The following is a 16,397-nucleotide window of genomic DNA, read 5'->3' on the forward strand; positions in this document are numbered from 1 at the left end:
ACACCAATCTCTGTATAAAGAATATTAGCAATCCATATGTTGTGTTGAAAGATAGGGAGCAACGTCGCTACGATCAAGCGCTTTGCCAAAAGATTGTGAAGTGTGTCCCCATATCTCATCCCGCCCAAGGCGCCGCGGCGCATGAACGGGGCATACTATCGGGAAATAAAAGGCGAAATTATGACCAGCGCGCGCGCAAATCGGACAAATTGAGTTTGAACCACTGCATCGCGATCAGCGTCATGGCGTTGATGAAGCGGCCCTGGTCGAGCCACGCCATGGCGGTGTCGGTATCGACGCTGATGACGCGAATGTCTTCGTGTTCGTGCTCCAGGCCGTGCACGCCCCCGACATTGCTGGCATCGATGCGGGCGCAAAACAGAAAAATGCTTTCGGTGGTTCCGCCGGGGCTGGCCAGGTAGTGGGTAATCGGCACCATGTCGACCACGGCGCAATTGGCTTCTTCGATGCATTCGCGACGGGCGACGTCTTCGGGACTTTCGCCTTCGTCAATGATTCCGGCGACGCATTCCAACACCCATGGTGAATGGGTCTTGGCGTCGAACCACGGCGAGTTGAACGCGGCGAAAGCACCGGGGCGGAATTGTTCGATGAACACCACCTTGTCGAGTTCCGGATCGAACAGAAACACGGCGGTGGCGTGGCCGCGTTCGAAAATTTCCCGGCTCATCACCTCGGTCCAACCGCCTTCGTGCTTGCGATGACGCAACTGATAACGGTCGACCTTGAAATAGCCATCATGGGCACGCACTTTCTCCACCACCTCAACATCGTCGACGGTGAAGTTCTCCGTGGCTTGAAGTTTATCGAAATCGTCGTTCATGCGATCCGGTCCTCTGTCAGCGCGGCTCAGTAGAGCGCGCCGCGCCCAGTTGATCAAGGGGCCTACAATGCGGTTGCGTTCGTGCCCGTGCTCGCGCAACCTGTGGCCATTGGTAAGGTAAAGGAGCTCCCCATGGTGCAAGCACCCCACAGCAGCGAAAAAGTGACCTTTCCCGGCGGTACGGGCGCGCAGCTGGCGGCGCGCCTGGATATGCCGGATGGCGAACCGAGAGCTTTTGCATTGTTCGCGCACTGCTTCACCTGCACCAAGGATCTGCGTGCGGTGAGCCGTCTTGCCGGTGGGCTGACGGGGCACGGCATTGCGGTGCTGCGATTCGATTTCACCGGCTTGGGCAGCTCGGAAGGTGAATTTGCCAACACCAACTTTACCTCCAACATCGACGACCTGGTGGCTGCCGCCGATTGGCTGCGCGCCCATCACCAAGCACCGCAAATCCTCATCGGTCATTCCTTGGGCGGTGCGGCGGTGTTGGCCGGTGCGCACCGTGTGCCCGAATGCAAGGCTGTCGCGACCATCGGCGCACCGTTCGATCCAGAACACGTCACCGGGCATTTCGGCGACGATCTGCACCGCATTTTGGATCACGGTTCCGCCGAGGTCAGCGTCGGCGGCCGGCCGTTCACCATCGAGCGTCATTTCCTGGAAGATATTTCCGCGCACAACATGCGCCAAGCGATCACCGAACTCGGCCGGGCTTTGATCATCTTTCACGCCCCTCGCGATGAAGTCGTCGGCATCGACAACGCCGAAAAAATCTTCGTTGCCGCCAAGCATCCCAAAAGCTTTGTGTCGTTGGACGATGCCGACCATCTGCTGCACAATCCCGACGATGCGCTGTACGTATCCGGCGTGATCGCCGCGTGGGCAGAAAGCTATATCGAAGTCCCAAAAGCAGAGGGGGGCGAGGAGTTGCCCGGCACCGAAGGCGACGTGGTGGTGTGGGAAACGGGCAACGGCAAGTTTCAGCAACACGCCGCCATCGGCGGACGCCATTATTTGATGGCCGACGAACCCGTCGCCTATGGCGGGCTCGGATCCGGGCCGTCGCCCTATGATCTGTTGCTGGCGGGCTTGGGGGCGTGCACCTCGATGACCCTGCGCATGTACGCCGATCACAAGAAGTTGCCGCTCGATAAGGTCACGGTGCGCCTACGCCACGACAAGATACACGCCGAAGACTGTCATGAATGCCAAACCAAAAACGGCAAGGTCGACGTGATTGAACGCGAAGTGGTGATGGAAGGCGACTTGGATCCCGCCACTCGCGCGCGCTTATTGGAAATCGCCGACCGTTGTCCGGTGCACAAGACCCTGCACGCCGAGGTCAAGATCGTCACCCACGAAGGCGAACCGCAACCAACGCAACAAGGCTAATTGCGTTTGCAGGTGTAGGGCCAAATCACTTTGGTGTCTGGTGGCCACGTCATGCCGTCGTCGAACAGGATGGGGATGTCGACGTCCTTTTCGGATTCCGGCAGGGCTTTCACGGCGTGGGATTCGAACGGTTCCTTCTGGCGGTAAAACGCCATCGGGTCCAACCAGTAGCCGTCCACAGGGACGATGGTGTCGTTGACTTCGCTGTAGGTGTTGGTGGCGCTGTAAAACATTGCCAGATGGATGGCCGGACGGCGGGTGGACGACTGGCTATCGCCCTTGGAGCCCATCGCCGTTATGCCGGTATTGCCCGTCGGGCCGATGATTTGCCCCATCTTGAGTTTTTGCCCGACTTTTAGGTCGGGAAGGACGTCAAGGTGACCATAAGCGGAGTATGTCCACATGGGCAGGTCCGTTTGCGCGGGGCTGTGGCGCACCACGACTTCTGCGCCGCGCTTTGAATTGTCGGCTGTGTACAGGGTGACTACCGAACCGTCCGCCACGGCGCGCACCGGCGTACCCCAAGGGACCGGAAGGTCTATGCCGCCGTGAAAGCTTTGCCTTTCGCGTTTGGAGGCGTAATCCATGGCCCAGTAGTCGTCGATGCCGGGGCAGTTGGCGTTATCGGGAAAGCGCGGACCGGTTCCGGTTTCGATCAGGCCGCGGTTTTTTTGGGGCTCAATGTCGCACTTGAGCGCACGGCCGATCCCGCACATGGTTTCCTTGTCCAGGGCATCGCGGTTCATTCGGTCTTGAGCGATGGTGGGATCGATGTCCTCGGCAATGGCGGCCATGTCTTTGGGCGGCCAGTCGTAATTTCGTTGATCATGGTCTTTATAGATGGCGCGTACTTCATCGAGGCTCAGGGCGCCGTTGCCGTTTCGATCCAGGCGTTCGAAATTGCCGCGTCGTTTCCATTCGGCGCGACTTAGTTCGCCGTCACCGTTTTCATCGGCGTGACGGAAGTCGCGTTTGACGCGGTCTTTCACTTGTTTGGCGTGAGCGTCACTCGGCGCAAGGAACAGCACGAACGCCGCAAGACACGCGCACAAAACCTGGCCCATGAACATCGGAGCCTCCCACCCAATTGATCCGACAATACGATAGCGGGTTGTGCGAGGCAGGTAAATCTATCCCCAAAAACGTCCCGAAACCCCAGCAACAATCACCAGCAGACCTAAAATCAAGTTGATGGTGACGATGCGACGGATCACAGCGAGATGCGCGGCTGCGGCGGGCCAATTTTCGGCGGCGACTTCGGCTTTGAATTTAGAAAACGGGCGGAAGAACAAGACCGCATAGAGGATCACCATCACCCAGCCAACGCCGTGCATCAGCGTGACGTGGTGGCCGGCCGCGGCGAAGCTGCCGAAGTCGACGAACACCATGGCGTAACCGGTGGCGGGCAGGATCACCACGCTCAGCCATACCCAGGCGAAAAAGCGTGGAAACACGTTGCTCCACACCCGCAGACGGGTGGGGGGCTGTTCTTCCATCAAGGACGGACGCAGGGCCATATGAGCGAAAAACATGCCCCCCACCCAGATCACAGCGGCTAGGGTGTGGGCGGTGCTGGCGATGGGAAACAGAATTTCGATCAGGTCCATAGGTTTTGTCCTTCCTGGCAGTGTGATGGTACCTTGCAAGTGTAGTATGTCTTTTTAAGGTATTCGCCAGCACTTTAGAAGCGTTTAAGAAAAACGTTCCCAGCCCAAGCCGTCCATGTCGATGTGCGGCGCGTGACCGGCAACCAAGTCGGCGGTGATGCGCGCCGAGCCCATGGCCATGGTCCAACCCAGCATGCCGTGTCCGGTGTTGAGGATGAGGTTTTCCTGTTTGGCGCGGCCCAGCACCGGCGAGCCGTCCGGCGTCATCGGGCGCAAGCCGGTCCACAACACGGCATGATCTTCCTCGACCGCGCGGGGAAACACCTGGACGGCATTTTTTAGCACAATGTTGGCGCGGCGGTCGTCGAGGTGGGTGTCGTAGCCGTTGAATTCCAACATGCCCGCGACGCGCAGCTTGTTGCCTAGGCGGCTGAACACCAGCTTGTGGCTTTGACTGGTCACGGAACATTTCGGCGCCATGGCGTCGTCGATCACCGGCATCGTCACCGAATAGCCTTTGGCGGGGTAAATCGGCAGTTTCAGGTCTAGGCCTTTGAGCAACAGCGGGCTGTAGCTGCCCAGCGCCATCACGAACACGTCGCCGGTAATGGTGCCGCGGTCGGTTTCGACGGAGGTGATGCGCCAGCCTTCGCGGTTAAAGCCTTTGACGGTGGTGTTGAACCTGAAATCGACGCCGCGTTTGGTACAGCGTTCCGCTAGGGACTTGGTGAATTCGAAACAATCGCCGCTTTCATCCAGCGGAGTAAATATTCCGCCGGCAATCAACAGCGTGCTATGGGCAAGGGCGGGCTCGAGTTCGATGCAGCCGCGGCGGTCTAATGAACGCCGCTCGGCACCCAGCTCTTTCATGGTTCGGGCGTCTTCCAGGCTCCGGTCGAATTCGCGGGCGTCTTGGTAGATGCTGACGATGCCGGTGCTCAGATGGTCGAAGGCGATGGTTTCGCGTTTGAGCGTTTCGGCCATGCGCTGGCGTGAATACAGCGTCAAGCGCAGCACCCGTGCCGCGTTGCGCCAGAATTTCGGTCCCGAACTGTTGGACAGGAACCGCAAGGTCCACGACCATAACGCCGGGTCCAGGCGCAAACGATACAGCAGCGGCGCATCGTATTTGCCCAGCCACTTGATGGCTTTTTCGATCACGCCAGGGGCGGCCAGTGGTTCGCCGTGGTCGGCGGACAATTGCCCGCCGTTGGCGAAACTGGTTTCCAAGGCAACGCCTTCGCGTTGTTCGACGACGATGACTTCATGGCCGTCGCAGGCCAATTCGTATGCGCTGGTTACGCCGATGACACCTGCGCCAAGGACAACGACTTTCATCTCTTCTCGCCAAATCCAATGTCTTCAACGATGTGTTTAATGCCAGGACGACTAGAAGTCCACGCCCAGCTTGATGATCTCGCCATCCGTGGAGCCGACGAATACGGTTTTGTTGTCGCCGGTGGTGCAGGTGAAAAAGCGTGCGTTGAACGGCAGTTCGTAAGATTTCAGTTCGTCGCCGTTGGTGCGGTCGAGGATATGTAGGGTGTCGCGCATGTCCAAGGCGTAAACGACTTTGTCGTCGGCTACCAACTCGGCCATGAAGTGACCCCATTTTTTGTAGCCGGACGACGCACGGTGATCGTCGGTGAGGTGCCGCCAGCGCATGTTGCCGTTGGTTACGTTCAGCGAGTACAGCCAGCCGGTGGGCGACCAGAAATAGGTTTGATCATCGACGACCATGTGGCTGTTGATGAAATTGCCGCCATAAAAGCGCCACAGCGGTTCGCCGTTTTCGATTTTGATACCGTAAACGTCGTCCTTGTAGCCGCCCGCGACCAAGATATCTTGGCCGTTGGTGTCCTTGGCGACGTAAAGTTGGCGAAGGTACTGCCAGTTGCGTTTGCCGGTGTTGTTCTTCCATACCAACGAACCATCTTCGATGTCGATGGCGTAAAGATTGCCGTCGCCGGGGCCCATCAGCACCCATTTGTCATCATAAGCGATGGGTGGGTAGGCGATCTGGCGCGGCACAACGATTTCGAATTCCCACAGCTCTTCGCCGCTCTTGGCATCGAAGGCCTTGAGCCAGCTGTCTTGGCCGACGATCACCTTACCAGCGGCGACCAGCGGGACACTGAGCTGTTCTTTTTCGCTGACCGTATACGTCCAAAGCGTTTCACCGGTTTCTGCGTTGATCGTCGCCAAACCCTTGCGTCCGGCCACGACCATCACCCCGTCGCCGACGCGGGGGCGAAAATGGCTGGGAACCGGCAGTTTGGTCTGCCATATCTGCTTGCCGTTGGTGTCCCACAGTTCCGCGGTGGTGTCGCCCGATAAATAGATGCGGTCCGTCGTGCAGGTGAACGGGCGCAGCTGTTCGTTGCCGGTCTGCCATTCGCCGAGGACCTTGGCGGGCTCATCGACGGCGCGTTTCATTTCGCTGGGATCGCGTCCCGCGGCTTGGGCTTGGATCGCGGCCGTCAACATCGCGACGCCGCCAAGCGACAGTACGGCCGTGCGCATGAAGGTGCGCGAGATTTGGCTGAGGGTGTTCGAGTGTAAGGTCATCAATGCCGCCTGTTGGGTCTATGTTTTTGCTTGGTTTTTGCTTTTGTGCCGCCCCGGATGGGACACTGCAAAGCGTGGAGCCACCCCGAAGTTAAGCGCGAAACGTCGGGGCCTGACAAGTCTTAAGCTTGGACAAGAACGATGAAAAAAGGGGACCCGGCTGCCCGAGTCCCCTTCGTTCATATGAGGTGCAGTGCGATTAGTTGCACTTCGCGCCTTGATCAACCCACTTCATGAGAATGTGCAGGTTGTAAGGGTCGCGATCGGCGTCCGAAGCGATACCCGCAGGCATACGGTTTTCGGTCAAGCGCAGCCACAGTTTCGAGTTCTCAGGCTTGCCGGCTTTGACGATCATGACCGGCGGCAGACCTTCGGCGGCTTTCGCAACCGAATCAGCACCTTTTTCCACGATGCCAGACCAGCTGGTCAGGTCCATTTCGTGGAACGACGGCGGTTCTTGGTTGGACATGTGGCAGTCGGTACACTTGGTGTCGCCACCGAATGCGCCGGCCGCAGCAAACAACGGCAGAACGTTCTTGTTGAAATTATCGTCGTTTTTCAAGCCGCCTTTGATCCAATCGTAAACAACCAAGTGGTTCTTGGTGTTGGACGGATAAGCCGGAGAAATGCCGAGCGGCATGCGGTTATCGCGCAAGGAACGACGCATGGTGCCGCCGGAACCTTTGCCCGGAGTCACGAACGCGCCAGTTACGCCGCCTTTGAGAATGCCTTCGCAGCTCGACAGGTCGAGACCGTTGTAGGCTTTCGCAGAGTTGTGGCAAACGACGCAAGCCGCGCCTTCGCCGAACGCATTATCCGCGCGCATCAGCGTCGCAACACGCTCGTAAGAGATAGGAATGTCGGCTTTGATGACGTTGTCAAAAACAGCCTGAACGTGTTGGTCGAGTTCTTCGCCTTCGGCAGCTGCCGGAGTGGAAGAGGTGATGGCCATGCCGAGAACGGCAAAGCCGGCAAGGGCTGCAAAGCCCAAGCGTTTTGCAGTGTTAGCCATGTGAAGTTGCCCCATTATTTAGGTTGCTCCCCCTGATGAAACGTTTTTCGAAAAACGTGCGTTTCTGAACACGTCTAATGCACCTGAACGGTGCGATCAGTCACGTCCCTCCCGAAACGCGCCACTAAAAAGAAGCGGAAAACGCTCAGAAATTCAAGGTATATTTTCAAAGCTTACACACTTTTGCCACAATGCTACCCAAAAAATACCCTGATGGGTGGGGTGAAAATTTGTTGTGCACCGCATTAATTAGAAAACCGTAAAGTATTAAATTAGAATACGTTAATACCGCTCTGTTCAGCTAACGTTCAGCTTCCCCCTATGGTTTTTGGGGCCTTTCTAATGTGAAGGAATGTATTCCCCTTAATGGAATCGTGCTTTCGGTGCCTGTGCAATCGGCGTTACACTAAAAAAGTGTTGCGTGTGATCTTGGGTGGCCGTCTCTAGAGGTCGGGGCGATTTTTTTATTTAAGGAGGGGCTCCAAATGGAAGTCTTGAGCGTTTCTCAGATGCGTGCCGCCGATGAAGCTGCGATCAGCCAAGGAGTCGGTGCGAAGCGATTGATGGAGGCTGCGGGGCAGGCCGTGTGCAACGCCGTGCTGGCGCGTTGGGAAAAACGCGCGGTCGCCGTGCTGGTGGGGCCGGGCAAGAACGGCGGCGATGGGTTCGTCGTCGCCCGCTTGCTGAAAAAGGCCGGCTGGCCGGTCACGGTCTATATATTCGGAGATAAAAGTGCATATACGGGCGAATCCCTGACCAACGCCAAACGCTGGCGCAGCAAGGTCGAGCCGTTGCAAGCCGCTTTAGATGTCATTGCGGGACTCGAAAATGGCGACGATCTGTTGGTCGTCGATGCCCTGTTTGGCGCCGGACTGAGCCGTCCGCTTGACGGCGTGCCCAAGATTTTGGCCGAATTGGTAACCGTGTCGCAGGCCCAGGGCACGGCGCCCGTGGTCGTGGCTGTGGATGTGCCCAGCGGATTGTGCGGCGATACGGCGCGCGCGTTGGGCGGTAAACGCGGCGGAATCTGTTTTCACGCCGACCTCACCGTGACGTTCTGCCGTCCCAAGCCCGCGCACGCGTTGATGCCGGGGCGCAGTGTGTGCGGCGAAATCGTGGTTGCCGACATCGGCATCGACGACGCGGTGGTGGCAGGCGTGTTCGATGGCGTCAGCCTCAACACCTCGGCGCTTTGGGGCGAGGCCTATCCGCGCCAAGAGGCAGATACTCATAAATATGTGCGTGGTCACATGGTGGTCCTGGGCGGTGGCGTGATGACCGGCGCGGCGCGCCTGGTGGCGGGCGCCGCGCGACGTGCGGGCGCGGGACTGGTGAGCATCGCCGCACCCGAAGACGCGTTCGCCATATACGCCGCCAGCGTCGATCCCGGCACGTTGACGCCGTCGTTCAAGGGAGCCAAGGGCTGGCGCAAGCTGATCGCCGATCCGCGTAAGAACAGCTGCGTGATTGGGCCGGGCGCGGGAGTGTCGCGAGCCACCCGGGGGATGACCTTGACGGCGCTCGAAACAGGCAAACGCTGCGTGCTCGACGCCGATGCCCTGACGGTGTTTGAAAACGACGCCAAAGCGTTGTTCAAGGCGGTGAAAGCAAACCTCAAGGCCAACGGCGGGATCGATTCGGTGGTGATGACGCCGCACGGTGGTGAATTTCCGCGGCTGTTTCCCGATTTGGCCCAGGCCTACGCCAATCTGGAAAAGAACGGTGAGAACGGCCTCAGCAAATTGGACGTTACCCGCGAAGCGGCGCGCCGCGCCGGCTGCGTGGTGCTGTTCAAGGGGCCCGATACCGTGATCGCGGCCCCAGACGGTCGCGCCGCGCTGACCACGAACGCGCCCAGAACCCTGGCGACGGCAGGGGCGGGCGACGTTTTGGCGGGAATTATCGGCGCGTTGCTGGCCCAGGGCATGCCGGGGTTCGAAGCCGCCAACGCCGCGGCGTGGCTGCACGGCGAGGCCGCGACCGCTTTCGGCGAAGGGCTGATCGCAGAGGACATCGCCGAAGAACTTCCCGACGTTTTGCAGTGGCTGATGGAGACCTTGGCCTAAGCGCGCCAAATCCGGCTTTTGCGCCAGGCGAAGCATCCGCTTACGCTTCCGTTGACAGGGGTGGCGAATTGTATAAAGTGCGCGCCACGCCCGGTTACCGGGACCTTCGGCGGGCGTGGTGGAATTGGTAGACACGCCAGATTTAGGTTCTGGTGGCGGAAACGCCGTGGGGGTTCAAGTCCCTCCGCCCGCACCACGATAAGCCGGTCCCCGGATACCGATTGAGATTGAGCAGGGTGCTCGCCGTATCCAAAAGCGATACGCGCCAGCGCCCCCCTATGTTTTTTATTAGAATGCGAACGGGTTCCACCATGCAGGTTACAGAAACCAAAAACGAAGGCCTCAGCCGCGAATTCACCATCGTCGTTCCGGCGAACGAATTTGAAGAGCAGGTTTCCAGCCGTCTCAAAGAGCTGTCGAAAACCATGCAGTTGCCGGGCTTTCGCAAGGGCAAAGTGCCCGTCAGCCTTCTGCGCAAGAAATACGGCCCCAACATCATGGGCGAAGCCCTGGAAAAGGCCGTTCAGGACGGTTCGACCAAAGTGATGACCGACAACAACCTGCGTCCCGCGATGCAGCCGAAGATCGAAATCACCAGCTTCGAAGAGGGCAAAGACCTCGAATACACCATGGCCGTCGACGTCATGCCGGAAATCGACCTGGGCGATTTTTCCAAGATTTCTGTAGAACGCCTGGTCGCCAAAACCGACGAGTCCGAAGTCGACAGCACCTTGCAGCGTATGGCCGATGCCTACAAAACGTCCGCACCGGTCGCCAAAAAGCGCAAATCCAAATCCGGCGACGTGGTCAACATCGACTTCGTCGGCAAGGTCGACGGTGAAGAGTTCCCCGGCGGCAAGGCCGAAGGTTTCGACCTGGAATTGGGTTCGGGCAGCTTCATCCCCGGTTTCGAAGATCAATTGATCGGCCAAAACCCTGGTGATGAGCTCGACGTCAACGTCAAGTTCCCGGACGAATACGGCGCCGAAAACCTCGCCGGTAAAGACGCGGTGTTCACGGTCAAGATCAACGAGCTGAAGGAATCCAAGCCTTCGGAAATCGACGACGAACTGGCCAAAAAAGCCGGTATGGAAAACCTCGAAGCGCTGAAGACCGCCATTCGCGATCAGCACACCCAGGGTTTCAACCAAATTTCGCGCCAAAAAGCCAAGCGCGCATTGCTTGACGCTTTGAACGATGCTTACGATTTCGAGCTGCCCAAGGGTTTGGTCGAAGCCGAGTACGACAGCATCCAAAAGGCCTATGAACAGGCTAAGGAAGCCGGTCAAGACGTCGAAGACATGACCGACGAAGAGCGTGAAGCGGACTTCCGCGACATCGCCACACGCCGCGTCAAGCTGGGTCTGCTGTTCGCCGAAGTAGGCCGCACCAACAAGATCGAGATCACCCAAGACGACCTGCAGAAGGCGATCTTGCAGGAAGCCCAGAACTATCCGGGCCAAGAGCAGATGGTGTTCAAGTACTATCAGGAAAACCCGGAAGCCATGCAACAGCTGTCGGGTCCGGTGTTCGAAGACAAGGTCACCGATTTCATCATGGAATTGGCCAAGACCACCGATAAGGTCGTGTCCGTCGAGGAACTGATGGCCGAAGACGAAGAGCCGGCCAAGCCGAAGAAGAAAGCCGCCGCCAAAAAGGCTCCGGCGAAAAAAGCTCCGGCCAAGAAGGCTGCTTCCGAAGACGGCGACGACAAGCCCGCCGTGAAGAAAGCTCCCGCCAAAAAAGCCCCGGCGAAAAAGCCTGCGGCCAAAAAAGCGGACTGATTTCGCGCTTTAATTGCCAATTGGGTCTTTTCTTTTCGTTTCCCGCCCCCATACTCTTGGGGGCGGGTTTCGATTCCGGACCCTTCTTTTTCTGCCATTGAACGTTTTAAGGATAAGCTCAAGCCATGCGTGACCGTGATCCCATCGACACTTACATGAACAGCTTGGTGCCCATGGTGGTTGAAACCACCAACCGGGGCGAACGCGCATACGACATCTATTCGCGCATGCTCAAGGAGCGCATCATCTTCCTGACCGGCGGCGTCGACGATCACGTTTCCAGCCTGATCTGCGCTCAGCTGTTGTTTTTGGAAAGCGAGAACCCGAAAAAGGACATCTCGTTCTACATCAACTCGCCCGGCGGCATCGTTACCTCTGGTCTGGCCATCTATGACACCATGCAATACATCGGACCGAAGGTTTCGACGGTGTGTATCGGCCAAGCCGCCAGCATGGGCTCGCTGTTGCTGGCCGCCGGCGCGCCGGGCAAACGCTTCGCGCTGCCCAACGCACGGGTGATGATCCACCAGCCGTCCGGCGGCGCACAGGGCCAAGCCACCGACATCGAAATCCAAGCCCGCGAAATCCTCTCGCTGCGTGCGCGTTTGAACGACATCTACGTCAAGCACACCGGACAGGAGCTTTCGGCCATTGAGTCCGCGATGGAACGCGACAAGTTCTTGAGTCCGGAAGAGGCCAAAGCCTTCGGCTTGATCGACGAGGTGGTGACACAACGCCCGTTCGACGCGGAAGAAGACACCGCCAAAGACTGATCTCAACAGCGCGAAACCCCTGCCGGACGCGTCTGTAAAGTCGCCGGGCAGGGGTTTTTGTTTTGATTCGTCACCGTGCAGATCGGTTTTTTTAAGGAAATCGAAAAAAAATACCTGCTATTGCATTGTTTCAGTCGTCCTGCCCGAACCGCGAAGTGCGGGTATCACGTCAGGATGTCATTTCGATCAACATATTGTAAAAGCTGGCGAAGCGCTGACGCCCGCCCCATATAGCTGAAACAAGGCCACAGCGGCGCGGCGGATACGGACCTCAACCCATGGGGCCGTAAATGGAAATAATCCACAAGGGGATTGTCCCGTCCTGCCGCCAGTGGCTAATATGATCTACAAACCTCGCCAAGGGTCCATCAACGCGGCGGGGAATAACACGAACGGAGAACCTATGAGCAAGTCCAGTAGTGGCGATTCCAAGAACACGCTTTACTGCTCGTTTTGCGGCAAGAGCCAGCACGAGGTCCGCAAGCTTATTGCCGGCCCGACGGTCTTCATCTGCGACGAGTGCGTTGAGCTGTGCATGGACATCATTCGCGAGGAGCACAAAACCTCACTCGTGAAATCCGGCGAAGGCGTGCCCACTCCGCAGCAAATCTGCGACGTCCTCGACGATTACGTGATCGGCCAGTCTCACGCCAAGCGGGTTCTGTCGGTGGCGGTGCACAATCATTACAAACGCCTGGGCCACAGTTCCAAGTCCGACGATGTCGAATTGGCCAAGTCCAACATCTTGCTGCTCGGCCCGACCGGTTGCGGCAAAACCTTGCTGGCGCAGACCCTGGCGCGCATCCTCGACGTTCCGTTCACCATGGCCGATGCCACCACCCTGACCGAAGCCGGTTATGTGGGCGAGGACGTGGAAAACATCATTCTCAAGCTGCTGCAGTCGGCTGACTACAACGTCGAACGCGCCCAGCGCGGCATCGTCTACATCGACGAAGTCGACAAAATCAGCCGCAAATCCGACAACCCGTCGATCACCCGCGACGTGTCGGGCGAAGGCGTGCAGCAGGCTTTGCTGAAGATCATGGAAGGCACCGTCGCCTCCGTGCCGCCCCAGGGTGGCCGCAAGCATCCGCAGCAGGAATTCCTGCAGGTCGACACCACCAACATCTTGTTCATCTGCGGCGGCGCGTTCGCCGGTTTGGACAAGATCATCTCGTCGCGCGGCAAGGGCTCCAGCATCGGCTTCGGCGCCGACGTTCAAGCCCCCGACACCCGTGGCGTGGGCGAGGTTCTGCATGAACTGGAACCGGAAGATCTGCTCAAGTTCGGCCTGATCCCCGAATTCGTCGGCCGCGTACCGGTGTTGGCGACGTTGGAAGATCTCGACGAAGCCGCCCTGGTGACGATCCTCACCGAACCGAAAAACGCCTTGGTTAAGCAGTACCAGCGTTTGTTCGAGATGGAAGACGTGCAACTGACCTTCACCGACGGCGCGTTGACCGCCATCGCCAAGAAGGCCGTGGAACGCAAAACCGGCGCCCGTGGGCTGCGCTCGATCATGGAAGGCATCTTGCTCGACACCATGTTCGATCTGCCCGGCCTCGATGGCGTTGAGGAAGTGGTGATCAATCGCGAAGTCGTGGGCGAAGGCGCGAAGCCGCTGTTTATCTATGCTGATCGCACCGAAGAAGTGGAATCGAGCGCCTAAATCGCGTTCAATCGACTTAAATCGGGCGTTCAGCCCTTAAATCAAACCGCCGGACCCTCAAAAGTCCGGCGGTTTTGTCGTTTTTGGGTGCTTAAACGCCATTTATTGCCTTTTATCCCCAAAAATTCATCGAAATCGCCTCCATGGCCCTTGAAGAGGGGCCCAAAGGGGGCCATCTTTTCCCTAGCACCCCCCATACCGGTATCTCAAAAACCAAACAGCCGGTGATCAAATCTTTTCATAAGGACTTCGTGTCGATATGAGCATCTATTCATCCCAAGGCGAAATGCTGCCTGTCTTGCCCTTGCGCGATATCGTTGTGTTCCCGCACATGATCGTGCCGCTGTTCGTCGGTCGCGAAAAATCGGTGCGGGCGCTGGAAGATGTCATGCGCGAAGACAAGCAGATCTTGCTGGTGGCGCAAAAGAACGCTGCCCAGGACGAACCCCAACCCGAAGACATCTATTCGGTCGGCACCGTATCGACGGTTCTGCAATTGCTGAAACTGCCCGACGGCACGGTCAAAGTGCTGGTCGAAGGCGGCCGCCGCGCGCGGATCATGAAATACGGCGACAAGACCGATTTCTTCCAAGCCGAGGTCGAATTCATTGACGAAGAAGACGGTGACGAGAAAGAGCTGGAAGCGCTGTCGCGTTCCGTGGTTGGCGAGTTCGAGCAATACATCAAACTGAACAAGAAAATCCCGCCCGAAGCCCTGGTGTCCATCAACCAGATCGAAGATCCTTCGAAACTGGCAGACACCGTGGCGTCGCATTTGGCGTTGAAGATTTCCGAAAAGCAGGAACTGTTGGAAATTCAGACCACCGGCGAGCGCTTGGAACGCGTCTATTCCTACATGGAAGGCGAAATCGGCGTGTTGCAGGTGGAAAAGAAAATCCGCTCCCGCGTCAAACGCCAGATGGAAAAGACCCAGCGTGAGTATTATCTGAACGAGCAACTCAAAGCCATTCAGAAGGAACTCGGCGAGGGCGAAGAGGGCAAGGACGAAAACGCCGAACTGGAAGAGCGGATCAAGAAAACCCGCCTGTCCAAGGAAGCGCGCGAAAAATGCATGGGCGAATTCAAGAAGCTCAAGTCCATGAGCCCGATGTCCGCCGAAGCCACCGTGGTGCGCAACTACCTCGATTGGATGCTGGGCATTCCGTGGAAGAAGAAGTCGCCGGTCAAAAAGGATCTGAAGGAAGCGCAGGAAATTCTCGACGCCGATCACTACGGTCTGGAGAAGGTCAAAGAACGCATCCTCGAATATCTTGCCGTGCAGACCCGCACCAAGAAACTGAAAGGCCCTATTTTGTGTCTGGTGGGCCCGCCGGGCGTCGGTAAGACGTCGCTGGGTAAATCCATCGCGCGTTCGACCGGTCGCAAGTTCGTGCGCATGTCTTTGGGCGGGGTGCGCGACGAATCTGAAATTCGCGGCCACCGCCGCACCTATATCGGCTCGATGCCGGGCAAGGTTGTCCAAGGCATGAAGAAGGCCAAGGTCTCCAACCCCTTGTTCTTGCTTGATGAAATCGACAAGATGGGTGCGGATTGGCGCGGTGACCCGGCCTCTGCCTTGTTGGAGGTGTTGGACCCGGAACAGAACTCGACCTTCAACGATCACTACCTGGAAGTCGATTACGATCTGTCGGACGTGATGTTCGTGACCACCGCGAACACCATGAACATGCCCGGACCGTTGATGGACCGTATGGAGATCATTCGCCTGTCGGGTTACACCGAAGACGAAAAGGTCGAAATCGCCAAGCGCCACCTGATCCGCAAGCAGATCGAAGCGCACGGCCTCAAGGAAGAAGAGTGGAGCATCTCCGACGGTGCGTTGCGCGACTTGATCCGTTACTACACCCGCGAAGCGGGCGTGCGTAACTTGGAACGCGAAATCGCCAAGCTGGTGCGGAAAGCGACCAAGGAAATCCTCATGGACAGCGAGATCGACCACGTCAAGGTCACCTCGCGGAACCTGGAGAAGTACTCCGGCGTCAAACGCTTCCGGTATGGCGAGTTGGAAGAAGAAGACAAGGTCGGCATCACCACCGGCTTGGCATGGACCGAAGTGGGCGGCGAGATTTTGCAGATCGAAGCCCTGATGGTGCCCGGCAAGGGCCGCATGACCATCACCGGTAAACTCGGCGATGTGATGACCGAATCGATCCAGGCCGCCAAATCATTCGTTCAATCGCGCGCCACGACGTTCGGCATCTTGCCGCCGTTGTTCCAAAAGCGCGACATTCACGTTCACGTGCCCGAGGGCGCGACCCCGAAAGACGGTCCCAGCGCCGGCGTCGGTATGGTCACCTCGATCGTGTCGGTGCTCACCGGCGTCCCGGTGCGCAAAGATGTCGCCATGACCGGCGAAATCACCTTGCGCGGTCGGGTGTTGCCGATCGGCGGCTTGAAGGAAAAGCTGCTCGCCGCGTTGCGCTCGGGCATCAAAACGGTGCTGATCCCCGCCGATAACGAAAAGGATTTGGCGGAAATCCCGGACAATGTGACCAAGGGCTTGAAGATCATTCCGGTCTCACGCGTCGAGCAGGTTCTCGAACATGCCTTGGCCGCGCCTTTGACACCCGTCGAATGGGAAGAAGAGGAATTGGAAGCCGCCGTGGCGACCAATGCCGGTGAAGAAGATCAGAACGGCGTGATCACGCATTAGGCGTT

12 protein-coding genes and 1 tRNA gene are annotated in these 16,397 nt (G+C 58.1%); 7 read left to right on the forward strand and 6 right to left on the reverse strand.

What is annotated here, in order from left to right; genetic code table 11:
• Positions 1–178: 178 nt before the first annotated feature.
• Complete coding sequence (locus VIN96_RS08075) at positions 179–844, reverse strand: NUDIX domain-containing protein (RefSeq protein WP_331895285.1); 666 nt, start codon at positions 842–844, stop codon at positions 179–181.
• A gap of 132 nt (positions 845–976) precedes the next feature.
• Between VIN96_RS08075 and VIN96_RS08080 the strand changes: the two genes are divergently transcribed.
• Positions 977–2,239: a bifunctional alpha/beta hydrolase/OsmC family protein gene (locus VIN96_RS08080; protein ID WP_331895286.1), complete on the forward strand. Its 1,263-nt coding sequence runs from the start codon at positions 977–979 to the stop codon at positions 2,237–2,239.
• On the opposite strand, the gene VIN96_RS08085 is transcribed toward VIN96_RS08080, so the two are convergent.
• The 5 genes from VIN96_RS08085 to VIN96_RS08105 all read right to left on the reverse strand — a co-directional run bounded on the left by VIN96_RS08085 (position 2,236) and on the right by VIN96_RS08105 (position 7,426).
• Positions 2,236–3,309, reverse strand: a complete 1,074-nt coding sequence (locus tag VIN96_RS08085) for a peptidoglycan DD-metalloendopeptidase family protein (protein WP_331895287.1) — start codon at positions 3,307–3,309, stop codon at positions 2,236–2,238. The two genes, VIN96_RS08080 and VIN96_RS08085, sit on opposite strands and share 4 nt — an antisense overlap.
• A 60-nt stretch (positions 3,310–3,369) precedes the next feature.
• On the reverse strand, positions 3,370–3,846 hold the full coding sequence (locus VIN96_RS08090) for a CopD family protein (RefSeq protein WP_331895288.1): 477 nt from the start codon (positions 3,844–3,846) through the stop codon (positions 3,370–3,372).
• Positions 3,847–3,930: 84 nt separating this feature from the next.
• On the reverse strand, positions 3,931–5,184 hold the full coding sequence (locus tag VIN96_RS08095) for a D-amino acid dehydrogenase (RefSeq protein WP_331895289.1): 1,254 nt from the start codon (positions 5,182–5,184) through the stop codon (positions 3,931–3,933).
• A 51-nt stretch (positions 5,185–5,235) separates the two neighbouring features.
• Complete coding sequence (locus VIN96_RS08100) at positions 5,236–6,414, reverse strand: PQQ-binding-like beta-propeller repeat protein (RefSeq protein WP_331895291.1); 1,179 nt, start codon at positions 6,412–6,414, stop codon at positions 5,236–5,238.
• A gap of 199 nt (positions 6,415–6,613) precedes the next feature.
• Complete coding sequence (locus VIN96_RS08105; protein ID WP_331895293.1) at positions 6,614–7,426, reverse strand: c-type cytochrome domain-containing protein; 813 nt, start codon at positions 7,424–7,426, stop codon at positions 6,614–6,616.
• Between the two features lie 485 nt (positions 7,427–7,911).
• Here VIN96_RS08105 and VIN96_RS08110 point away from each other — a divergent pair, with 485 nt between their 5' ends.
• The 6 genes from VIN96_RS08110 (at position 7,912) to lon (ending at position 16,392) form a co-directional block, all read left to right on the forward strand.
• The gene (locus VIN96_RS08110; RefSeq protein ID WP_331895295.1) at positions 7,912–9,492 is read left to right on the forward strand and encodes an NAD(P)H-hydrate dehydratase; all 1,581 of its coding nucleotides are present in this window, start codon (positions 7,912–7,914) and stop codon (positions 9,490–9,492) included.
• A 109-nt stretch (positions 9,493–9,601) separates the two neighbouring features.
• Positions 9,602–9,688, forward strand: a tRNA-Leu gene (locus VIN96_RS08115).
• Positions 9,689–9,803: 115 nt separating this feature from the next.
• Positions 9,804–11,276: a trigger factor gene (gene tig, locus VIN96_RS08120; RefSeq protein ID WP_331895297.1), complete on the forward strand. Its 1,473-nt coding sequence runs from the start codon at positions 9,804–9,806 to the stop codon at positions 11,274–11,276.
• Between the two features lie 125 nt (positions 11,277–11,401).
• On the forward strand, positions 11,402–12,049 hold the full coding sequence (clpP, locus tag VIN96_RS08125) for an ATP-dependent Clp endopeptidase proteolytic subunit ClpP (RefSeq protein ID WP_331895299.1): 648 nt from the start codon (positions 11,402–11,404) through the stop codon (positions 12,047–12,049).
• Between the two features lie 403 nt (positions 12,050–12,452).
• Positions 12,453–13,718, forward strand: a complete 1,266-nt coding sequence (clpX, locus tag VIN96_RS08130; protein WP_331895301.1) for an ATP-dependent Clp protease ATP-binding subunit ClpX — start codon at positions 12,453–12,455, stop codon at positions 13,716–13,718.
• Positions 13,719–13,977: 259 nt separating this feature from the next.
• The gene (gene lon / locus VIN96_RS08135; RefSeq protein ID WP_331895302.1) at positions 13,978–16,392 is read left to right on the forward strand and encodes an endopeptidase La; all 2,415 of its coding nucleotides are present in this window, start codon (positions 13,978–13,980) and stop codon (positions 16,390–16,392) included.
• Positions 16,393–16,397: the final 5 nt, after the last annotated feature.

It is taken from the genome of Magnetovibrio sp. (assembly GCF_036568125.1).
In the GTDB taxonomy this organism is placed as follows: Bacteria; Pseudomonadota; Alphaproteobacteria; order Rhodospirillales; family Magnetovibrionaceae; genus Magnetovibrio.